Genomic DNA, 22290 nt, shown 5'->3' on the forward strand with positions numbered 1-22290 from the left:
ACATAATACAATATATCAATTGCTATTATAACGCAAAACAGCTTATTTGTCAAAGAAAATGGGCAATTACGCACAAAAAATCCTGCTGAAATACGGCATTTAGCTCATTGACAAAAATATTGTTATAAGTTAAAATTAAAAAGGTGGTTTGTGTCGGAAAAGCCGCCGAAAAGAAGTGTTTTTCCTTGTATATGGGAAAAGAATAAATATGAATGAGGTGTTATTTTGAAACTTATTTTTGATGTTTCAGACAAGCCAAAGGCTGGTCAACTGGTAGTGTTCGCACTTCAGCAGATGCTGGCTATCCTTGCGGCGACCATCGCTGTGCCGCTTATTATCGGCAACGGTCTTACTCCTGCGGCTGCAATGTTTGGTGCAGGTGTGGGAACTATAGTTTATATCCTTTTTACAAAAAGAAAAAGCCCTGTGTTCCTTGGCTCGTCCTTTGCTTTTTTAGGCTCAATGGCGGCGGCCTTTGCAGGCGGTGTTTCAATGCAGCTTGGTATGCTTGGACTTATCGTTGGTGCATTCCTTGCAGGACTTGTATATGTCGTTATCGCAATAGTAGTAAAATTTGTTGGAGTAGGCTGGCTCAATAAGCTCATGCCTGCGGTGGTAATAGGACCGACCGTTGCTATAATCGGACTTTCCCTTGCAGGAAATGCTATCGGCGACCTCGTCAAGGGCGACGTAACAAAGCAGGTAACAGAGTATGCAGTCTCCACCGACAGCGGCACACCTGAGATAATCGAAACTGTATCCAACGTGCCTGTAGGTTCGTCATATGTGGCTCTTATCTGCGGTCTTATTACCCTCGCAGTGGTAATGCTTTGCTCAACATATGGCAAGAAAACACTCAGACTTATACCTTTTATAATCGGTATCCTCGCAGGCTATGCAGCCGCAGCTATCTTCACTGCTATCGGCAATGTATGTAATATTGACGCCCTTAAAATAGTAGATTTCAGCGTTTTCAGCAGCTATATGCTCACAGACGGCAGCGTTTCACTGAAAACATTTGTGAGCCTGCCTGACTTTGCATTTGTTTCAGGTCTGAAAGGTCTTAAGGAGTTCGACTTCACATATTTTGCAACTATATTTGTAGCCTATGTGCCAGTTGCACTTGTTGTTTTTGCAGAACACGTTGCTGACCATAAAAACCTTTCTTCTATCATCGACCATGATCTCCTTGAAGAGCCTGGTCTTACAAGAACGCTTCTCGGCGACGGTGTAGGTTCTATCGCGGGCGCACTGTTCGGCGGCTGTCCGAACACAACATACGGCGAGTCCGTTGCCTGCGTTGCTATCACGGGAAATGCTTCTGTAGTAACTATCTTTGCGGCAGCAATAGGCTGTATGCTGTTTTCGTTTATCACCCCGCTTGTTGCGTTCGTTGATTCTATCCCTGCCTGCGTAATGGGTGGCGTTTGTATCGCTCTTTACGGCTTTATCGCAGTTTCAGGTCTTAAAATGATACAGGACGCAAACCTTGACGATAACAGAAATCTCTTTGTTGTGTCCGTTATCCTCATTGCAGGTATCGGCGGTCTGACACTCACATTCGGTGATATAACCCTCACAGAAGTAGCGGCAGCACTTATCCTTGGCATTCTTACAAACGTTATGCTCTCAAAGAAAAAAGGCAACGCAGCCAAGAAATAATTATAACAAAATTGCAGAGGCGAACAGTGTTCGCACGTTACTGCACACAAAAATGCGAATTTATAAATCATTACGAAAGGAAATCGGAAAATGGGAAACGTAAATATCATCAATCACCCGCTTGTAAAGCACAAAATAACGCTTATGCGTGACGAAAAGACCGGAACAAGAGAGTTCCGTATACTTGTGGAAGAGGTCGCAATGCTCATGGGCTATGAGGCTATGAGAGATCTTCCAACAGAGGACGTTGAGGTGAAAACACCTATAACCACAAGAAAACTCCCTATGCTCTGCGGCAAAAAGCTTGCTATCGTGCCTATCCTGAGGGCAGGTCTTGGCATGGTAAGCGGACTTCTTGCACTCGTTCCGTCTGCAAAGGTAGGACATATCGGTCTTTATCGTGACGAGGTCACACACGAGCCTCACGAGTATTACTGCAAGCTCCCTGATAGAATAAACGAGCGACTTGTTATTGTCTGTGACCCAATGCTTGCGACAGGCGGATCTGCGATACAGGCTGTTGACTTTTTGAAAGACAAGGGCTGCAAGAACATCAAGTTCATGTGCATAATCGCTGCTCCTGAGGGTCTTGACGCTCTGAGAACGGCTCACCCTGATATCGACATTTATGTAGGCAACCTTGATGAAAAGCTCAACGAGGACGCTTATATCGTTCCTGGTCTTGGCGACGCAGGTGACAGGATCTTCGGCACAAAATAATGGTCTTATACTAATACTCGCTGCTTTGTTTTTTGCAACAGAGCGGCGATTTTTTTGTTTTATTCACTAAAAAAACTTTAAAAAGTTCCTTCAATTTCAGTTGTTAAAATAATTGAAACTTATTTCCGTTGATGATATAATTCAAATGTAGAAATATAGAACAAAATAAAAAAACAGGGCGAACTCATGTAAAAAAATATATTATGAGGATACATCCTAATAAGGAGATAAAAATGTTTGTGAAGAAAACCGGCCGATTTTTTGCGGTCACAAGCATGATCGTGTGCTGCTGTTGCACTGCAACTGTGTTTATCTCATACATAAAACGCAGTAACATACGAATGCTTTGTCTTGGACCATTTTTCCTTGCGGCGGCGATAGTGTTGTATATTGCTCTGAAACGCTGTGAAAAGAAGCTTACCAAAAAGCGTGTCAGACTTATATTTGCTTTTTTCTGCCTGATTTTGCTTGCATTGCAGATATTGTTTGTGCGTTATCTTTATTACAATTACGAAATGGTTGACCCAAAAATAACAGGGGAGTTCGCAAAACGCTTTGTCATGGGTGAGGATCTGGGGAGCATCAAAGAAAGCTATCGTATTTATGCTGCAAAATACCCTAACGCATGGGGCATGATATATTTGCAGATACCCTTTTTCGCCTTATGGAAGCTTTTCACCGGCGGCGTGAGCATCTATGCGGGGCAGACCTTTAACGTAATTCTTATTCAACTTAGCGTAATAATGACCTTTCTCACAGGGGAGAGGATATTCAAACTTAACAGCCAAAGGCTTTTTTGCGGCATTATTTCGGCACTTATGCCTGTTATGCTGCTTTATACTCCGTTTTTTCATTCTGATACAGCAGGCATGATATTTGTAAGCTGTACTCTTTATTTTCTGACCCTTGCGGTGAAAGAAAAAAGCAAAACCAAAAGCGTTGTCTATGCTCTTATAGCAAGCCTTTTTATCGCACTTGGAAACACTGTAAAGGGAAGCATTGCAATAATTCTGATTTCAGTGATGATATTTTTTGTGCTGAAAATGGGTGTAAAAAGGGGAGCTATCCTGAGCCTTGCGGCTGTTATGCTGTTTATTGGCGTGTCAAAGGCGGCATACTATGGCGGTCTTGCCATGGGTATCTCTGATGAAAAAATGGTAGACAGATATCGTTTTCCTGTTACACACTGGATAATGATGAGCCTTAACAGCGAATACAAGACCCACGTTGACGAGGACGTTGACTTCACAATGTCATTTGATACATATGACGCCAAAAAGCAGGCGAATATCCGGGAAATAAAAGCCCGCCTTGAAAACATAAGCACCCCTTATGAAGCCTGCAAAATGGCTTATCACAAAGTCGCCAGAACGTGGGACAGCGGTGGTTTTTCCTATGGCAAATATCTATCACGCTCCGACCCCTCAGGTGGTCTTCGAGAGGTATTGCACAGTCGCTTACTTGGTAGCTATGTAGACGGCTATCACAGTGCAATGCTCATAGCAATGGCGTTTGGTGCAGTTTATGCCGCTGGCAAGCGTCGCCATTCTGCTTTGTTTTTCAGCATAGTGACTCTCACGGGAGTTATACTCTTTTTCCTTATCTGGGAAAATCCACCTAGATATATCGTCACATTTATCCCAGTGATAATGCTTCTTTGCACTGCAGGAACAAGATTTATCACAGCGATTATTTCACGTTTTTGTAAGCGTGCGAGTGCTTCAAAATAAGATAAAAAAAGGCCTCTTATGTTTTTCCATAAGAGGTCGATTATTTTTATTGTGTAACATCAAGATAGAACGCAGGGTTCAATATATAACCCTGATAGCGTATCTCAATGTGCAGGTGGTCGCCTGTTGAAAAGCCGGTCGAACCCATTTTGCCGATAACGTCGCCTTTTTTCACCTCATCGCCTATCTCCACATCTACCTCTGTGAGATGTCCGTAAAGGGTAATGAATTCGTTGCCGTGGTCGATGATAACATAGTTTCCATAACCGCCGCCACAGCCGCAGGACTCCTCCTTGCCATAGTCATGAGTGCAGGTGGTGTTTATCTTTATGACCTTGCCACTGCATGAAGCGTGAATAGGCGTGCCATGAGCCGCAGGAATGTCAAGACCCGTGTGATATGAGCCCCATCGTGCTCCCACGCCTGATGATACGGAGTAAGACCCCGGAACAGGCCATGCGAAGTAGTAATCAGGCTCGGTATCTCCAAGCTTTTCGCCCTTGTCAAGGCGGTCATTTATCTCCTTGTGAAGCTCCTCAAGCTTAACATCTGCAAGTGCCATTGTGGCGGAAACTTCGTTATCTCTTGCTGTTCCGCCTGAGCCTGATGATTTCAGTATGCCAGAAAGGCTGCCCTCAAACTGCTCACGCTCCTCCTCATAGGCTTCGTTCTGCTCTCTGAGCTTTTTCTGCTTAGCTTTAAGCTCTTGCTGTGTTTTTGTACTGGAGCGGTAAAGCTGACTGAGCATATCCTTCTGCTGTGTATACTGTGTGTACTGAGCGTCATACTCGGCTTTCTGCTTGTCAAGGGTCTTTTGCATATCCTCATATTCAGTTTTGAGTTTTATAAGGTTATCAATGATAGTGTCATCATGGTGCGCCACACGCTTTATAAGCTCTAATCTCATGAGTATGTCATAAAAGCTGTCTGATTCCAAAAGCATTGTGGTGTAGCTGTCCGCCCCTGCGATATACATTGCCCTTAATCTTTGTTTAAAGTCCTCTATGCCCTTGTTTATCTCAGCCTGCTTCTTCTCGATATTTCGCTGATTGGTGTTTATCTGAAGCTCCAGTGCGGTCATGTAAGAGTTGAGAACGTCTATCTCGTCATTTATAGAATCTATCTTTTCTTTCAGAAGCTTCTGCTTTTTCTCGCTTTTCTCTATGTCCTCATCATATTGGTCGAGCTGTTCGTTTATTTCCGTCTGCTTTTTTGATAGCTCTCTTAGCTGTTCTGCATACTGTGTGATGTCAAAACCTGTTGACTCCTCCTGAGAATTATCGTCATTTTCTGTTTGTTCATCGCTTTGCTGACCTCCGTCAGTCACAGATTCAGTATAGCTATAGTCCTCCCCCTGCGAGTTTTCAGTGTCCGCTGAGGTTATCTTCAAAGACGAATTGTAGCTGCTTCCTGCAATGCCAGCGGTAACAGCGAATGCGATAATGAAAGTGAGAATACGTTTTAAGCTGTAAAGCCTGTTCATGAAATAAAAGACTCCTTTGGTTGTGGGGCAAGGCCTTTCGGCATTGCCTGTTTATACATAATTTGACGGATTCTGTGCCACGCCGTTCAATCGCACCTCAAAGTGCAGGTGGTCGCCAGTTGAATATCCTGTTGAGCCGACAATACCCAGAACGTCGCCCTTGTTGACGTGCTGACCCTGTGTTACGCTCATATACTGTGAGTGACCGTAAAGGGTCCAGTAGCCGTTGCCGTGGTCGATTATGCAGTAGTTTCCATATCCACCGCCACAGCCGCATGAGCCGTTCTTGCCATAATCGTGTGTGCAGGTGTTGCTGACGAGTATAACAGTACCCTCAGCGGCAGCGCATATCTTTGCGCCTCTTATTCCAGGAGACCAGATGTCGATACCCTTGTGATAAGCGCCCCAGCGCCAACCCACGCCGTAGGAAATATGATAATAACCCGGCACAGGCCATGTAAACTGGCTCTTGTCGGTATAATTGTAGTCACCGTTATTGGTAGAAGATTGACCGCTGTTAGAGGTGTTGCCGTTTGCATTAGAAGATGAAGAATTGCCGTTATTATTCTGCTGTTGCTGCTGTTGTCTACGTTCTTCTTCCTCTCTTCTCTTACGTTCTTCCTCTTCTTTTTTCTTACGTTCCTCTTCTTCCTTCTTTTTGATCTGCTCCTGCTCCTTGTAAAGCTTCTGGAGCTGTGCCTCGAAGTCTTCCTGCTCCTTGTTTATCTGCTCCTTATTGGCTTCATAAGCCGCCTTATCTTCCTCAAGCTGGTCGATAACAGCCTGACTTTTTGCATAAAGGTCGTCAAGCTTTTTCTTCTGCTCAGTGTGATAGGCCTTTTGTTCCTCAAGGGTAGCTTTGTTAGTTTCAAGTTCAGTCTTGTTGGCTTCAAGCTCTGCTTCCTGAGATTCATACTCGCCTTTAAGTTCAACAAGTCCGTCGATCATGGTGTTGTCATGGTCAGCCACTCTTTTGACAAGCTCTATTTTCATAAGCATATCATAAAAGTCCGTCGAACCAATAAGAATATCGGTGTATGAACTATTTCCGGCAACATACATTGCCCTAAGACGTTGTTTGAAGTCAACAACGCCATTTTCTATCTCAGTTCTCTTGTTTTTTATTTTTATTTCGCTCTTTGCGATAGCCTCTTCAAGGTCGGCTATCTCAGTTTCAAGGTCAGTGATAGAATCCTCAAGGGTCAGTATAGTTTCCTGAACAGTTTCTATCTGCTCTTGGATAGCTTTCTGATTTTCTTCCTCCTTGGAGATATCGTCCTTTGTGCTGTTTATCTGCTTGTCAAGGTCAGCCTGCTTTTGTTCAAGCTCGCTTATTTTATCCTTGGCAGAGGATATTTTTTTCTTGTTGTTCTTTATTGCCTGACTTTCTGCAGAAGCGTTCTGCGCTGTCATGACCGGCTGTGTGCCGCCTGCAAGCATTGTCATGGAAGCAACTACGGCGATAGTGAAAGCCAATACTCGCTTCATTGTGAATATACCTGTTTTCATACTTGTCCTCCGTCTTAAAAAAGACCATTTTTACACGTTTTTATCTTTCTCTAACGCATTATCCCGCACGTTCTTTCTTTTTTATCTCATGTCAGGATATGCTTTAAACTGCAACAAAAGGCAGTCTAAAAACCCCGTTGGATCATAGCCTGCCTTATGTCTATATTTGGCAAATGTATTATACTTTAAGATGCTTGCCTGTGCTTATAGAAGTACCCACCGCACCGATAATAGCGCCTGCGATAAGATAAGATGCTGCAACAGGGAGCAAGAGGGATTTGAACGAATACAAATTCTGAACACCGAGAATGCTCCAGAGCTTGAAGTCATCATTGAAGATGTTGTAAATTCCCTCGTAGGCAAACTTTGTGAGTAACAGTGCGCCTGCGGCTGCGAGCAGACCAACTATCATACCCTCGATAAAGAAAGGTATCCTGATAAAGCTGTTGGTAGCGCCTACATATTTCATGATGTTGATCTCTTTACGTCTTGCGAAAACGCTTGCTCTGGTGGTATTTGAAATGATTATCAGACAAACCACAACAAGTGCCACAATGACCGCAAAGGCAACTATCGTAAATACTCTTCTGATACTGATAAGGATATCAGCAAATGCTGTAGGGGACTTTGTTGAGTCAACATTGTCAAAGGTCTCTATCTGAGTGGTTGTTTCGCTCATCTTCTCGATATCCTTGACCGTTACCTTGTATGTGTCAGGCAATGGGTTATCGTCAGCATACTGGAAGAAATCCTTTTCCTCATCAGTCATGCCCTTGAGCATATTTTTCCACGCCTCGTCCTTTGAATAAAGGCTCACCGTATTGATATTTCCGACCTCTTTGAGCTTATTTTCAAGGGCCTGCATATCAGCTTGACTTGTGCCGTCCTTAACGATAACGATAACCTCGCTCTTGTCCTCAATACCGCCGATTATTCTTGTAAGGTTAATGGAAACCAGCACCGAAGTGCCTACCATAAGCAGGGAAACGAGCAGGATACAGAAAGAGGCGAACGTCATCATTCTGTTTTTCCAAATGCCCTTGAAGCCCTGATTTATAAGATATCTAAAACTACTTGCTTTCATTGGAGCCTCCTATCACTTCGTCAAAGGCGATCTGACCTTTGTTGATGTTGATAATTCTGCCTCCGAAATAGCGCACAAGGTCATGCTCGTGGGTAACCATAAGAATGGTAGTGCCGCACTCGTTTATGCCCTTGAGAAGCTCTACTATCTCATATGAAAGCGCAGGGTCGATATTTCCTGTCGGCTCGTCGGCAATGATGAGCTGTGGGTCGTTTACAAGTGCTCTTGCAAGTGCCACACGCTGCTGCTCACCGCCTGAAAGCTCGGTCGGATAGCTTTTCGCCTTATCGGAAAGTCCCACAAGGCTTATAACATACGGAACACGGCTTCTTATGTACTTTGCAGGAGCGTCGATTACTCTCAGCACGAACGCCACGTTCTCATAAACTGTCATTGTAGGGATAAGTCTGAAATCCTGAAAAACAACGCCGATAGTTCTGCGAAGGGCAGGTATCTTTCTTCTTCTCAGCTTTTTCAGATTGAAGCCGTTTACCATTACTGTACCGCTGGTCGCATCTATTTCTTTAAGCACCAGCTTGATAAGTGTTGATTTTCCGGCGCCTGAAGGACCTACCACGAAAGCGAAGTCACCGTCGTTTATCTTCAGGTTTACTTTGTTCAGAGCGTCCACACCGCTTGAATAGGTAACGGACACGTCTTTAAACTCTACCAAAATTTACACCGCCTTAGTTTTACAGAGGCAAGCAAGCCTCTTTTTAGCTCGTAGGACTTAGAACTTGACAGGGTTAGCGGAGAGATACTTCTTTACCATAAGAGCTATCTTGAAGATGATAGCGTGGTCGAACTCTCTCAGGTCAAGACCCGTGAGCTTTTTGATCTTTTCAAGTCTGTACACAAGAGTATTTCTGTGAACAAACAGTTTTCTTGAAGTTTCAGAAACGTTCAGGTTGTTTTCAAAGAACTTCTGAATAGTGAAAAGTGTTTCATGATCCAGCGACTCGATAGAGCCTTTCTTGAAAACTTCCTTAAGGAATGTTTCGCAAAGTGTTGTAGGCAGGTGATAGATAAGTCTTGCGATACCAAGATTGTCATAAGAAACGATATTCTTGTCAGTATCGAACACCTTTCCTACCTCGAGAGCTACCTGTGCTTCCTTGAAGCTTCTTGCCAGATCCTTTACGCCCTCTACTACTGTTCCTATACCTACAGTGACTCTTGTATAGAATTCACTTGAAAGGGTATCGGAAATAGAACGTGCCAGCTTTTCAAGATCCTTTGACTCAACGCCGTTTGCCACTTCCTTAACAAGCACGATATCGCTCTCAGTGATGTTGAAAACGAAGTCCTTGGACTTGTCAGGGAAAAGGTTCTGGATAACATCGTAAGCTGAAACGTCATTTGTGGAGAGTATTCTGATAAGCAGCACCACTCTTGAAATGTCAGCGCTGAAATGCAGCTCTCTAGCTTTAACATGAACGTCGCCCGGCAGCACGTTGTCAAGCACTACGTTCTTGATGAAATTGTTTCTGTCGTATTTTTCGTCATAATACTGCTTTATGCTGGAAAGAGTAATGGCAAGTATGCTTGCATACTTTGCTGCCACCTCGTCTGTTCCCTCAACGAAAACAGCATAGTCAGGTTTCATATGAGCACCGAATGGCTTATAGGTATAACCGTCTCTAACAAAAATGTCGTGTGAATCGACCAGATCTAACGAAACAAATTCGTTAGTCGTTCCGACCTGTGAAAGCTCAGAGCAGGCAATGATAGTTGCGTTCTCATCTATTACGCCTATGACGTAGTCGATAGTGTCACGCATCTGATGAACAACGCTCTGAAATAATCTGTTTGACATAAGTTATTCCCCTCTACTTGCAAAAATTTTCGACCTAAGTTCTGCCATGGGCATAATTACCCCATAAGGGCAGATGTCTGCACATTGTTATTATAACAAAAAACGATATGTTTTGCAAGTGTTTTATAGTGAAAATATGCAAAAAAACTTTTATACCGCAGTTTCAAGCACTGGTCTGCGGTCTGATATATTACAAATTGTAACACATTTTGCTCTCTTATGTGTGAATTTTTTGTTAAATCACAGGTTTTCATGGTGATTTTGTACAAAAGAGGGGCGTAAAGTTCGTTTTGAGTAACCGAATTGTAATTAATAAACTTTTTGTAAATATCCTGAGCTATGTGCATAACAGCGTAGTTAAAGCGTTGCAAAGGGTAAAAAAATATGTTACAATCTATAAAAAGAAAGCTGTAAGATTTGTTATCGGGAGGTAATCAAAATGGACGTAAAAAAATATCTTGAGGCAGGAAAGATAGTATCGGTGTTCGGCATAAAGGGCGAGATAAAAGTACAGCCATGGTGTGATGGACCTGAATTTCTCTGCGGATTTGACACACTATATTATAAGAGCGGTACTCCTGTGGAGATAGAGCGTTCGAGAGTTGCAAAGAATATCGTTGTAATGAAAGTCAAGGGTGTTGACACTGTGGAGGAGGCTCAGAAGCTTCGCAACAGGGTGCTTTATATCGACCGTGACGATGTGGAGCTTGATGAGGGCTGCTATTTTGTTCAGGATCTTATAGGTCTTGAAGTGGTCGACGCTGACAGCGGTGAAAGCTACGGCAAGATAACAGACGTAAGTCAGACAGGCGCAAACGATGTTTACCACATAACCGATGAAAAGGGAAATGTAAGGCTTATTCCTGCAATACCTGAAGTTGTGGCTGAAACTGATATCGAGGATGGCGTGATGAAGATAACTCCGTTGGAGGGGCTTTTTGATTAATGAAGTTCTGCAAATACGAGGACTTGGAAAGGCTTGTCAGAGATTATTCTGACGGAATGTTCAGCCTGATATTTCCAAAGGTGAACAGCCATAAAAAGTCGCTTGAATGTATCGAGAGAGTTTTTACAGCATACATAGATGAAAGCCCACGGCTGAGAAGTCCCAGGGCTGAGGAAAAATGGCTTATAAAAAGGCTGAGAAAAGAGAGCGGATTCAACAGGCTTGCCAACACATATAAGGGCGAGGGGCTGAGTTTTATTGAGCTTGACAATATGCTCACAAGTCTGAGGGTATACTATAATAACGAGGGCAACAAGCCGAAAAAGCGCAGGTCTGCTTTATGGAGCTTATTTGTGGTGATAATAATCGCAATTGTGGTGACTATCGGTGTTGTGCAGGGCATAGGATACTATGAAAAAAGCGGCGGCTCTGTGCAGGAGCATTTGAACAGTGCTGCGGAAAACTGGGCTTGCCAGCCTTTTGACATGATATGGAGGAATTGATTTGAACATAGATATTGCAACGCTTTTTCCTGAAATGCTTGAGAATTATCTTTCTGAAAGCGTAGTAGGCAGGGCGAGGGCTAAGAATATTTTCACGGTAACGTGTCATAATATCAGGGACTACACTCAGGACAAGCACCGCAGAGTAGACGATACCCCTTACAGCGAAAGACAGGGTATGCTCATGCAGTGCGAGCCTATTTACAACTGCTACAAGTCGGTGACAGCTGGAAAGGCAAAGCCTCACGTTATCTATATGTCCCCACAGGGAAAAACGCTGACCCAGAAGCGTGCAAAGGAACTTTCTCGGCTTGACAGCATATTTATATTATGCGGTCATTATGAGGGAGTGGACAGCAGGGTCATTGACGAAATAGTTGATGAAGAAATATCCGTGGGGGATTATGTGCTTACCGGCGGAGAGCTGCCTGCGTTGGTGCTGGTGGACTGCGTTGTGAGAATGCTGGAGGGAACGCTTTCGCAGGCGGATTGCTATGAGGACGAGAGCCATTATAATGGTCTGCTAGAATATCCACAGTACACACGTCCTGAGGTGTGGCACGACAGGGAAGTGCCTAAAGTGCTTCTATCGGGCAATCATGCTGAGATAGCGAAATGGCGCCGTGAGGAGGCTGTAAAAGCCACCTATTTGAAGCGTCCTGAGCTGTTGGAAAGAAGTCCGCTGACGGAAAAAGATTTGGCTATTATACACAAATTAGAAGAAAAAGAGAGTAAAAAGTGACATTGGTTTTCAACATTTTTCACATAATTGTTAAATGAATTTGTACAAAGTGATATAATGTAAAAATCTGTGTTGTGAATATATCACAAGTTTAATCACAAAAGTTGCAAAGTTTAGAGCATTGTGCTGAAAATTGCGGGTTTTTCGCTTGTTTGTCTAAAATTTGCGTTGACTAAGGCAGACTTGTCGAGTATAATAAATATATCAAATAACCTGAGGGTATCTTGAAAAAGTCCCTTAATTAGGGAGTTTAACAGCATTATAATGAATGGGAGAGATCAGTATGTTCGTAAAAGACGTAGTAGTACAGAATCAGGTAGGACTTCACGCACGCCCTGCAACATTTTTCATCCAGAAGGCAAATGAATTCAAGTCATCTATCTGGGTAGAGAAAGAGGAGAGAAGAGTAAACGCAAAGAGCCTTCTTGGAATCCTTTCACTTGGCATCGTAGGCGGCACAACTATCAGGATCATTGCAGACGGTCCAGATGAGGAAGCAGCAGTAAAGGGTCTTGTTGATCTTGTTGACAGCGGCTTTGCTGAGGGTGCAAGATAATCGCTCCCTGAATATAACTAAATAGAATAGTTTGATTTAAGCGGAATGTTCTGTGTGGGGCGTTCCGCTTTTTTGCGTCATGCGTCATAAATTAGGTTCATCCTGCGATATCCTCGACAGGACAAAAAAACACCCACAGAAAACTGTGGGTGCCAAAAAATAAAAAATTATAGGGGAGAAGCTAGTAGAAATTAATCTACAAGCTGTATATATGAAGGCTTGGGGTAAAAGCCTACATACCAAAATCAACTGCCGCTCTCGGAACTTTCCTCGGTAGGTCTTGTCCCTTGCGACAAATATATAATACCCTGCCCGTATGTACTGCGTATGAAAGTTTTGTGTTAGTTATGTGAACTTTGTTGAACAATTTTTGAAGGTGTGGTATACTATACCAAGAAGCGACGGAAGCGTCGTGAAAGTGCGTAAAATCGTGATTTGAGATTGGAGGACAGTGCTTGACACTGGTTGGGAATATGCCTAGATTTTTTGTTGACAGCGTATCGGGGAATACGATTTCTATCAGGGGTAATGATGCTTATCATATCGGCAGAAGTTTGCGTATGAGACTTGGAGATATCATAACTGTTTGTGCGGACAGGGTGGAATACAGAGCAAAAATTCTGTCCATTTCTGATAAGGAAGTGGTTTGCGATGTGCTTTCTGCTGAGAAAAGCGAAAACGAGCCTACTGTGAATGTGGTGCTTTATCAGGCGTTGCCTAAGTCTGATAAAATGGATCTTATAGTGCAAAAGGCTGTGGAGCTTGGAGTATACAAGATAGTGCCTGTTATTACGGCGAGGTGCGTTTCAAGACCTGCAAAAAGCGGCTATGAAAAGCGTGTGGAGAGATACAATAAGATAGCTTTGGAAGCGGCGAAACAGTCGGGCAGGGGATATGTGCCTGAGGTGACGAATTTTATCAGCTTTGAGGAGTGCCTTGGTGAACTAAAAGAGTGCGACGAGAGCTTTATGTGTTACGAAAAGGGCGGTGTGAGCCTTAGTAAGACAGGCATTGCCCCTGTCAGTGAGGGCGAGGAAAAGACTATTGGCTTGTTTATTGGCTGTGAGGGCGGTTTCGAGAGCCATGAGGCGGAGAGTTGTAGTCAGGCAGGGGTCACTGTGGTGAGTCTTGGACCTAGGATACTGCGGTGCGAGACAGCTCCACTGGCGGCTCTTAGCGTAATAATGAGCCTTACGGGAAATATGTAGCGGTGGGCAATTTGTCAAAGCTTACTGAGATTTTTTGAGCAGGTTGTATAAAAAATCAGTATTTTTTGTAAACGTCTTGATTTTTTATAACAAATATGCTATACTGTAGATAGTCTGAACGCAGTTCAGAGTGGAATATTCAAAAAAGGAGCGTTTTATTATGGCAAGCGGATTGAAAGTTATAGCTGCACTCGGTGCGATCGCTGCAGGAGCTGCTGCTATTTTTGCATTTAAAAAGCACAAGGAGCTTGAAAACTACGATTACGAAGATCTCGACGAGGATTTCGACGATTGCTGCGGCTGCGACGAGTGTTCTGACAAGGCTGATGAAGCTGACAAGGCAGAGGACGCTGAGAAGTCTGAGGAAAAGGCTGAAGAGCCTGCTGAGGATGAGGCTGCAACTGAGGAGGACGCTGACGTTGAAGTTCAGCTCGACGCTATCGAGGAGCCTGTTGAGGACGTTGACAAGGAATAATCGAGTATCATTTATGAAAACAAAAAGGACAAGCCACTGTGGTTTGTCCTTTTTATTTGCCGATATTATTTGTGTCATTTGTATGTATTTAGGCTTTGCTCAGGCGGGTTTCTATAAAGTCGAAAACCTCGTCTTGGGATATGCCCAGGACGGCTGAAAACTCGTCAAAGAGCAGATTTTCCGCATTCTTGAAAAAACGTTCGTCTAATGAATGGAGATGTCTGCCCTTCGCGATAAGATGTTTCTGTCTGAGATACAATGTTCTCACAAGCTGTGCAAGTCGCTTTCTGTCACCGCTTTCAAGTACCTGTGAATAAAGCTCGGCACGCTCGCTGCTGCTTTCTTTCCAAAGGGAGCTCTCCTCGGGCATTTCTTTTATGATCTCCTCTATCTCATCGCCTGTGAGCAGAGGTTTGAACTTTGTTTTAAGCTCGTCATTATCTACCGGCACATACAAGGTGGAATTGATTTGGTGGACAGGCTTTAGAACTATGTAGCGCTTTTTCTGACCCTTGACGGTCTGTTCGCACTCGCCCTCGACTTTGCACACTCCGGTCGTACCATATGATATGACGTCGCCTTTTTTTAGCATTTTTAACGCTCCTTCCACATTAAATCGTGAATACAACTTTATTTTGTCTCTTATATACATTATAGCACTTTTTTTCTAAAAATGTCATAGGCAATTTTAACAAATCCTACATAGAAGAGGATTGTATACTTTACATATCTTTATAGTAGGTCTTGTTTTTGGTTAGTCCCAGAAGATAGTCTACATTTGTTTTGTGATATTCAGCTAGGGCTATGAGGATATCCGTGGGAATATCACGCTGTCCTAGTTCGTAGTTGCTGTAAGCTTGCTGTGAGCAATGGAGTATTTTTGCCATATCGTTTTGTTTAAGGTCTGCATCTTCTCGCATATCTCGTATTCTTTGAAAAACCATGCGGCGCTCCATTCCTTTCTGATAGTCTATATTTAATATATCATACAACATTATGTTGTGCTTTTCTTACTACATTATGTTGTAAAAGCCCTATGGCTGTTTGTGAGAAATTAACAAAATATTTATAAATACCGAAGATTTTGTTGACTTGTATAAAAAAATGTTGTAAAATAAATTCATTAAAGAAATATGGAGGTAACATTATGAAAAAAATATCTGCTCTTTTATTGGCAGTGGTAATGGCTTTTGGCATGGCAGGCTGTTCTGACAGTGGGTCTTCCGACAGTGATAACGAAAGCTCTGCTGCGGCTGTGCAGACGGAAAGCAGTGCTGCTGACTCATCAGAAGATGCAACAGCAACGACAACTACCACAACAACTGCTTCTGCGGTAACGGAATCATCACAGGCTGAGGTGGCTGACACAAGCACTGCTGACGAAAACAAGCCTGCAAGCGTTGACAGCAACGATATTGCGGCTAGTGCTATCGAGCCTTCTGAAACAAGCGAGGAAAATCTTGCGCCTATCGGTCAGTGGATAAAGACTACCAGATACTGTGCTACAGACAAGATCTACCACACTATCTATACAAGGATAACAAAGGTAGTTAGCAAAAGTGAGGATGCAGATTATGTAAACAAGGCTATCGAGCTCAACAACTCTGTTGGCAGTGATTTTTCTAAGATAGACGAGAGCGAGCTGAAAATACCTGATGACTGTGAGCTTTGCGTTATGGAATATGAGGTATATGTTCCGGAGGATTTCCCTAGCGATGATTGGGGCATAATCTCTCCTGATGTAAACTATTCTGCTTCTAACAAGGGCGGCGGAGGAATACCTTCTGCTGACGGAGCTTCTACTTATATCGGCATGGGCGGAACTACTGAGCTTCTTACACAGAAAAAGAACGAATATTTTGTTGGAAATACATACAAGTATGTAAACCTTTTCCTTATGGTAAAGGGCTACAAGGATTACAAGTTCACATTCAGCTCTTATCCAGAGGGAACAACTTCTGACAGCTCTGATGACGCTGTAACGGCATATATCAGCGCAGAATAATATGTATTTTGGGGCAGGCACGTTGTGTCTGCCTTTTTTTCTTTGCGGAGAAATTGACAATGTGGGGCAAGCGTGTTATAATAAAGTATTATGGAAAAGTATACTTGTCTGAGAGAGGAAAATCAGTAAATGAACGAAAATAATATACGAAATTTCTGCATTATAGCTCATATAGACCACGGCAAATCTACTCTTGCCGACAGAATTTTGGAGCTTACCGATACTGTGAAGCTGAGAGATATGGAAGATCAGCTTCTCGATAATATGGATATCGAGCGAGAAAGAGGTATCACTATCAAAGCTCGTGCGGTGCGCCTTAATTATCACGCTGACGACGGGCAGGACTATGTTTTCAACCTTATCGACACTCCAGGTCACGTTGACTTCAACTATGAGGTGTCACGTTCTCTTGCTGCCTGTGAGGGTGCATTGCTTATCGTTGACGCTTCCCAGGGTATAGAAGCGCAGACCCTTGCAAACACTTATCTTGCTATCGAACATGACCTCGAGGTAGTGCCTGTTATAAACAAGATAGACCTGCCGTCCGCTGACCCTGAAAGGGCTTGCACAGAGGTAGAGAACGTTATAGGCATTCCTGCTATGGACGCTCCGAGGATATCAGCTAAAATGGGTACGAACGTCAAAGAGGTGCTTGAACGTGTTGTAAAGGATATACCATGCCCAAAGGGCGACGAGAACGCTCCGCTTAAGGCTCTTATTTTCGATAGCTATTATGACCAGTACAAGGGAGTTATAATATACTGCCGTGTGAAAGAGGGGCATATCAAAGCTGGAGATACCATCAGGCTTATGGCTACGGGAGCTGAATTTCAGACGGTGGAGATAGGCTATATGGGAGCAACTGACCTTGTGCCTGTGGGCGAGCTTCATGCAGGCGAGGTAGGATATATCGCTGCTTCTATCAAGGATATTGGCGACACTCGTGTGGGCGATACTGTGACAAATGCGGCTGAGCCTTGCGCTGAGGCACTGCCGGGATACAAAAAGGTAAACCCTATGGTATACTGTGGAATCTATCCTGCGGACGGAGCAAAATATCCTGACCTTCGTGACGCTTTGGAAAAGCTTATGCTCAATGACGCTTCACTGTCCTTCGAGCCTGAAACTTCAATTGCACTTGGCTTTGGTTTCAGATGTGGCTTTCTCGGACTTCTGCACATGGAGATAATCCAGGAGCGTTTGGAGAGAGAATATAATCTCGACCTTATCACAACTGCGCCGTCTGTTATTTACAAGGTAAATCTGACTAACGGCGAAACTGTGTTTATAGATAACCCGACAAATTATCCTGATGTGGCAAATATTGCTTCGGCAGAGGAACCGATAGTTAATGCACATATTTATACGCCGTCTGAATATGTTGGAAATATAATGGAGCTTTGTCAGGACAGACGTGGCGTATACAAGGATATGAAGTATATAGACGAAACGAGAGTTGACCTGCATTATCAGCTTCCACTCAACGAGATAGTTTATGACTTCTTTGACGCATTGAAATCACGCACAAAGGGCTATGCTTCATTTGACTATGAGATGATGGGCTATGCGAAGTCTAAGCTTGTGAAGCTTGATATACTCCTTAACGGCGAGGTGGTTGACGCACTTTCATTCATCGTACACGAGGATAAGGCTTATTCAAGGGGCAGAAGACTGACGGAGAAGCTTAAAGAGAATATACCAAGACAGCTTTTTGAAATACCTGTGCAGGCGGCTATCGGCGGAAAGATAATAGCCAGAGAAACTATCAAGGCTATGAGAAAAGACGTGCTTGCTAAGTGCTATGGCGGAGATATTACAAGAAAGAAGAAGCTGTTGGAGAAGCAAAAAGAAGGAAAGAAGCGAATGAGACAGCTTGGATCTGTGTCAGTGCCGCAGGAAGCGTTTATGTCGGTGCTGAAGCTGGACGAGTAGCGGCTTCTTTAGTGAGGAGTGAGGAATGGCGAAGCCATATCGAGCAAATCACCAATACAAAGTAGAGAAAACACCGAGCGGAGCGATTTTGCGGTGGTAGAATTTTGGTGTAGGGGCTGGCGCCCTCGACAGCCCGTTCGGAGAGTGGATAGGTTTTGGTTTATACAAATATATCAACATTTTTTTGAAAGGAGCAGCTATGCCTGATATACAAAAGTCTATGAAATTGTCGCTGGCTTTCGGGCTGAGCGGTGCGGTGATATTGCCTGTGCTTTATGAGGTGTATGCCAATATCTCTGCGGCGGCTGGGCTTGTGCTTATCGCTGTGTGGGCGGTGTGTGCAGGAGCTAAATTCTCGGCACTCAAATTCAAGGAAGCTTTTATGGGTATGGTATGCACACTTGCTTATGCAGGTATTCTTGGCGTTATCTGCTATATCGTTATCCACCCCAAAGTTTCCGATATGCTAAACAGGCGGTCGGTGTATTTTCAGCTCAGTTTGAAACAGCAGGCTTATTTCGTGCTTTATGCGGTGCTTATAAGCCTTTGTATGTTCCTTGTGTGGGGCGGTATATTTGGTGTGAAAAAGGCGATAGAGAGATTTCGGCTCAACCGTGAAAAAACAGGAGAGTATATCGACAAGGCTTTTGATGATGACGAGGATATGCTATGACGGGAATTTATATCCATGTGCCTTTCTGTAAAAGAAAATGCCCTTACTGTGACTTCTATTCCGTTTGCAGGCCTGAGCTTTATGAGGACTACACGCAGGCTGTGTGCCGCAATATAGAGGCTTTCAAGGGTAGGGACATAAAATGCGATACTATCTACTTCGGTGGCGGTACGCCATCTGTGCTGTCGGCTGAACAGGTTGACAGGATAATAGATACGGCAGGAAAGTGCTTTGATCTTTGCCAGCCTGAAATAACCTTGGAGGCTAATCCCAGCTCTGTGGACAGGGAGAAGATGTCAGGGTGGAGAAAAGCAGGGGTAACAAGGCTTTCTTTTGGCGTTCAATCGGCTAATGACAGGGAGCTTGGCTTCTTGGGCAGGCTTCATGACTTTTCTCAGGCAAAGTCGGCTGTGGAAACGGCGGCTCAGGTGGGATTTAGGCACATCTCCTGCGATATCATGCTCGGGGTAAAGGGTCAGACCCTTGAAAGCCTTTGGGATAGCATAGAGAGCCTTACGGCACTCCCTGTTGATCATATTTCGGCTTATATGCTGAAAATAGAAAAGGGTACGGCTTTTGATTGTGATGAGATGAGAAACACTGTAGCTGATGACGATATGCTGTGCGATATGTATTTGCAAACTGTGGGACAGCTTGCAAGCAAGGGCTTCTTACAATATGAGATATCAAATTTTGCCAAAGAGGGCGGAAAATCACGGCACAATCTTAAATATTGGCACGGGGAAGAATATATAGGCATTGGCCCGTCGGCACATTCTTTCTTTGATAATGAGAGATATTACTGCAAGAGCGATGTTGAGGAGTTTATTTCTGACAAGGTGCAGAGCATGGTGGTGCTTGAGGACGACCCTGACAAGGCAGAGGAGTATGTCATGCTGGGGTTAAGGCTCACGGAGGGCATTGACATAGGTAAAGCCGAGGAGCTTGGTGGTAAAGAGCTTGGGGAGAATATCCGAAAGAAGGCGGCTTTGTTTCAGAAACGGGGGCTTTGCGTGGTCGAAAAGGGTATTTTAAGGCTTACGCCTGCGGGATTTCTGGCTTCAAACTCTATTATCGGTGAACTGCTGTGGTAAACCTGTATAAATATAAGCAGACAGTGTTGTGCAGTTATACAATAGATATACGATATGTAGGGGATAAACTTGAAAAATGACGGAAAATGTGGTATAATTCACTGCGGCGGAGTGTGTCCGCAGTTTTATATTACCGAGAGGGCTTTTTTATGAAAAGTATAAGATTTATTGCTTTGATTTCAGCAGCGGCAATGTGTTTCGGACTTTGCGCCTGCGGAAAGTCGGAGAAAAAAGACGAGATAGCTGTGCCTATTCTGGAAACTAAGAATATAACATATAAGACGGTAAAAGCTGAGATAGGAGATATCTCTCAGGAGTATCATCAGGAGGGCGTTTATGATTACCCTTACAGTGAAACCGTCACCTTCAAGGCAAGCGGTCAGATAAAGTCTATAGATGTGGAGTCGCCTTGTGATGTGAAAAAGGGTGACCTGCTTTGCACACTTTATTCTGACGATGTGGACGAACAGATAGAAGAGGAAGAAATAAGGCTCAATCAGGCGAAGCAGACGGTCGCTACATTGCAGGCAAACGGTGCTGATTACAGTGAGATACAGCTTTCTCAGTATGATTTACAGATAGAACAGCTCAAATATGACAGTCTTGTGGCGTCCTTGGAGGATTATAAGGTTTACGCTCCATGTGACGGACAGTTTGATCTTGCAGACAGACAAGGTCAGGAGCTGACAGCGTTCATGCCGGTGAATAAGGGCGAGGTGCTTGGGTATACTTCCGATAAATCACAAAAGGCTCTGTGCGTGTCTGTGTTTGATAACGCGCTCACAAACGTGAATTTTGGCACTGCGGTGCAGATAGTGCAGGGTGCCAATACGATGGGCGGCACTGTAACGGATATAATCTACAATGAGAGCGGAGATTTCTCGGCATATGTTTATGTTATAACCCCTGACGAGGAGAACGATATGCTGGATCTTGGCGGCATAGAGGTTGTCTTTGACGTGTATTCAAGGCTTGATACTGTGATAGTTCCGCAGAAGGCGGTGAAGAAGCTTGATGGACGCAACTATGTGAACCTGCTTGTGGACGGTGTAAAGATAGAGCAGGACGTAGAGCTTGGCATCGAGGACAACGACAACGTTGAGATACTTTCGGGACTCAGCGGCGGTGAAGAGATAATACTCAATTGACGGCATTCAGCCAATTAAATACTATTTGATGTGTCTGATTTGTGTTTTAAGAAAAAATAAAGAAATAAAGCACTTGATTTTTTGCGTAATTTCGTGTAAAATAAAAGAACAGAGTGTCTAGGGAGGACTAAAAATGAAGGATTTTTTATCTAACGTATGGGTAAAGCGAGCGGTATCAGTTTTCAATGTCGCTTACTTTGCTGTAATAACTCTGCTCACTTATGCAACGTTCCTGTATGATCTGGAGTTTGCGGCAGGCAGAGAAAAATCGTTTTTCACAGTGTATGTGGTGCTTAACGTAGTTTTTATGGGACTTATGCTCTTTTCAAGACGTGAGCTTGTGACGGAGATACTGAGCATACTCATGCTTCCGGTCGTGTTCTGCATGATACTTTTCAACATGGGCGACTGGATATTGATAGTTCCGCCGTTCATTGTTGCTATCATAATGTTCTTTGCAGCAGGCACGAACGAAACTGTAAAGGTTATAATGGGTACAATATATCTGCTTATGTATGTTCTTGGAATAGTTGCATATTTTGTGCTTAATATCCTTTTCGGAGGCACGTCTGTTGAAACTGTGCTAAATTCAGATCTTGACACATCGTCAAGTGTTTATGCTCTCTACAGAGATAACTTCAAGAAGCTCACTGAAGTAACTTCAGAATCAAATACCATATCGCCTGACGGCCAGTATCAGATAATACTTTATGATGTAAAGGACAGCGACAAGGGTGCTGTAAAGATATGCGTAGTGCCATACAATCAGGATATCGAGCTTAAATTCTTTACTCTTAAGCAGAAAGGTATCAAAAAGACCATTTCCAACAAGGGTATAAGAGGAACAGTTCCTGATGTTGGCTGGGTAAAGGAGGACGGAGTTCTCAAGGTGCAGTACAGACTTTCGGATGCTGATGACCTGAGAGCCACTTCTGTTACAACAATGCCGGATAAGCAGTATTTCCAATTCCTTGGTATTCAATAAGTTCGCAGGACCGTCTGAG

Annotated in this window: 22 protein-coding genes; 15 read left to right on the top strand and 7 right to left on the bottom strand. The window is 43.7% G+C overall.

Annotation, left to right across the window (positions count from 1 at the left end):
* Positions 1 to 225: 225 nt before the first annotated feature.
* From WS40_RS01655 to WS40_RS01665, 3 genes are all read left to right on the top strand, one after another.
* Positions 226 to 1662, top strand: a complete 1437-nt coding sequence (locus WS40_RS01655) for a uracil-xanthine permease family protein (protein WP_046439646.1) — start codon at positions 226 to 228, stop codon at positions 1660 to 1662.
* 90 nt (positions 1663 to 1752) lie between these two features.
* Positions 1753 to 2382, top strand: a complete 630-nt coding sequence (upp, locus tag WS40_RS01660) for a uracil phosphoribosyltransferase (RefSeq protein WP_038671163.1) — start codon at positions 1753 to 1755, stop codon at positions 2380 to 2382.
* Between the two features lie 239 nt (positions 2383 to 2621).
* Positions 2622 to 4112 carry a glycosyltransferase family 39 protein gene (locus WS40_RS01665; protein WP_325208359.1) on the top strand — a complete coding sequence of 497 codons (1491 nt, stop codon included), beginning with the start codon at positions 2622 to 2624 and terminating at the stop codon, positions 4110 to 4112.
* Positions 4113 to 4158: 46 nt separating this feature from the next.
* Here WS40_RS01665 and WS40_RS01670 read toward each other — a convergent pair whose 3' ends face one another.
* From WS40_RS01670 to WS40_RS01690, 5 genes are all read right to left on the bottom strand, one after another.
* Entirely contained in the window at positions 4159 to 5595 is a 1437-nt protein-coding gene (locus tag WS40_RS01670; RefSeq protein ID WP_325208360.1) for a murein hydrolase activator EnvC family protein, read from the bottom strand.
* A gap of 51 nt (positions 5596 to 5646) precedes the next feature.
* Positions 5647 to 7104 carry a murein hydrolase activator EnvC family protein gene (locus WS40_RS01675; RefSeq protein ID WP_243128167.1) on the bottom strand — a complete coding sequence of 486 codons (1458 nt, stop codon included), beginning with the start codon at positions 7102 to 7104 and terminating at the stop codon, positions 5647 to 5649.
* Between the two features lie 178 nt (positions 7105 to 7282).
* A complete protein-coding gene (gene ftsX, locus WS40_RS01680) occupies positions 7283 to 8188 on the bottom strand; it encodes a permease-like cell division protein FtsX (RefSeq protein WP_046439651.1) in 906 nt (301 codons plus the stop codon).
* A complete protein-coding gene (gene ftsE / locus WS40_RS01685) occupies positions 8175 to 8861 on the bottom strand; it encodes a cell division ATP-binding protein FtsE (RefSeq protein ID WP_022288638.1) in 687 nt (228 codons plus the stop codon). Before ftsE ends, ftsX begins: the two co-directional genes overlap by 14 nt.
* Positions 8862 to 8918: 57 nt before the next feature.
* A complete protein-coding gene (locus WS40_RS01690) occupies positions 8919 to 10004 on the bottom strand; it encodes a helix-turn-helix domain-containing protein (RefSeq protein ID WP_046439652.1) in 1086 nt (361 codons plus the stop codon).
* 439 nt (positions 10005 to 10443) lie between these two features.
* On the opposite strand from WS40_RS01690, the gene rimM reads away from it, so the two are divergent.
* The 6 genes from rimM to WS40_RS01720 all read left to right on the top strand — a co-directional run bounded on the left by rimM (position 10444) and on the right by WS40_RS01720 (position 14434).
* On the top strand, positions 10444 to 10950 hold the full coding sequence (gene rimM / locus WS40_RS01695) for a ribosome maturation factor RimM (protein ID WP_046439655.1): 507 nt from the start codon (positions 10444 to 10446) through the stop codon (positions 10948 to 10950).
* A complete protein-coding gene (locus tag WS40_RS01700) occupies positions 10950 to 11453 on the top strand; it encodes a hypothetical protein (RefSeq protein WP_046439656.1) in 504 nt (167 codons plus the stop codon). The genes rimM and WS40_RS01700 overlap by 1 nt, the downstream gene beginning before the upstream one ends.
* Position 11454: 1 nt before the next feature.
* Positions 11455 to 12195: a tRNA (guanosine(37)-N1)-methyltransferase TrmD gene (gene trmD, locus WS40_RS01705; RefSeq protein ID WP_046439658.1), complete on the top strand. Its 741-nt coding sequence runs from the start codon at positions 11455 to 11457 to the stop codon at positions 12193 to 12195.
* A gap of 283 nt (positions 12196 to 12478) precedes the next feature.
* Positions 12479 to 12751, top strand: coding sequence for an HPr family phosphocarrier protein (locus tag WS40_RS01710; protein ID WP_022288633.1), 273 nt, complete (start codon positions 12479 to 12481; stop codon positions 12749 to 12751).
* Positions 12752 to 13206: 455 nt separating this feature from the next.
* The gene (locus WS40_RS01715) at positions 13207 to 13959 is read left to right on the top strand and encodes a 16S rRNA (uracil(1498)-N(3))-methyltransferase (protein WP_242989174.1); all 753 of its coding nucleotides are present in this window, start codon (positions 13207 to 13209) and stop codon (positions 13957 to 13959) included.
* Positions 13960 to 14119: 160 nt separating this feature from the next.
* Positions 14120 to 14434, top strand: coding sequence for a hypothetical protein (locus tag WS40_RS01720; RefSeq protein WP_046439660.1), 315 nt, complete (start codon positions 14120 to 14122; stop codon positions 14432 to 14434).
* A gap of 88 nt (positions 14435 to 14522) precedes the next feature.
* Here WS40_RS01720 and WS40_RS01725 read toward each other — a convergent pair whose 3' ends face one another.
* Entirely contained in the window at positions 14523 to 15026 is a 504-nt protein-coding gene (locus WS40_RS01725) for a CarD family transcriptional regulator (protein ID WP_022288630.1), read from the bottom strand.
* 130 nt (positions 15027 to 15156) lie between these two features.
* Positions 15157 to 15378, bottom strand: coding sequence for a helix-turn-helix domain-containing protein (locus tag WS40_RS01730; RefSeq protein WP_022288629.1), 222 nt, complete (start codon positions 15376 to 15378; stop codon positions 15157 to 15159).
* 203 nt (positions 15379 to 15581) lie between these two features.
* On the opposite strand from WS40_RS01730, the gene WS40_RS01735 reads away from it, so the two are divergent.
* From WS40_RS01735 to WS40_RS01760, 6 genes are all read left to right on the top strand, one after another.
* Positions 15582 to 16439, top strand: coding sequence for a hypothetical protein (locus tag WS40_RS01735; protein WP_046439663.1), 858 nt, complete (start codon positions 15582 to 15584; stop codon positions 16437 to 16439).
* Positions 16440 to 16568: 129 nt separating this feature from the next.
* Positions 16569 to 18371 carry a translation elongation factor 4 gene (gene lepA, locus WS40_RS01740; RefSeq protein ID WP_022288627.1) on the top strand — a complete coding sequence of 601 codons (1803 nt, stop codon included), beginning with the start codon at positions 16569 to 16571 and terminating at the stop codon, positions 18369 to 18371.
* Positions 18372 to 18570: 199 nt separating this feature from the next.
* Positions 18571 to 19044, top strand: coding sequence for a hypothetical protein (locus tag WS40_RS01745; RefSeq protein ID WP_022288626.1), 474 nt, complete (start codon positions 18571 to 18573; stop codon positions 19042 to 19044).
* The gene (gene hemW / locus WS40_RS01750) at positions 19041 to 20138 is read left to right on the top strand and encodes a radical SAM family heme chaperone HemW (protein WP_046439665.1); all 1098 of its coding nucleotides are present in this window, start codon (positions 19041 to 19043) and stop codon (positions 20136 to 20138) included. The genes WS40_RS01745 and hemW overlap by 4 nt, the downstream gene beginning before the upstream one ends.
* A gap of 149 nt (positions 20139 to 20287) precedes the next feature.
* Positions 20288 to 21286 carry an efflux RND transporter periplasmic adaptor subunit gene (locus tag WS40_RS01755; RefSeq protein WP_046439667.1) on the top strand — a complete coding sequence of 333 codons (999 nt, stop codon included), beginning with the start codon at positions 20288 to 20290 and terminating at the stop codon, positions 21284 to 21286.
* A 133-nt stretch (positions 21287 to 21419) separates the two neighbouring features.
* A complete protein-coding gene (locus tag WS40_RS01760; RefSeq protein ID WP_038671179.1) occupies positions 21420 to 22271 on the top strand; it encodes a hypothetical protein in 852 nt (283 codons plus the stop codon).
* The last annotated feature ends 19 nt before the right edge of the window (positions 22272 to 22290 follow it).

This window comes from Ruminococcus sp. N15.MGS-57 (assembly GCF_000980385.1).
Classification (GTDB): domain Bacteria; phylum Bacillota; class Clostridia; order Oscillospirales; family Ruminococcaceae; genus Hominimerdicola; species Hominimerdicola aceti.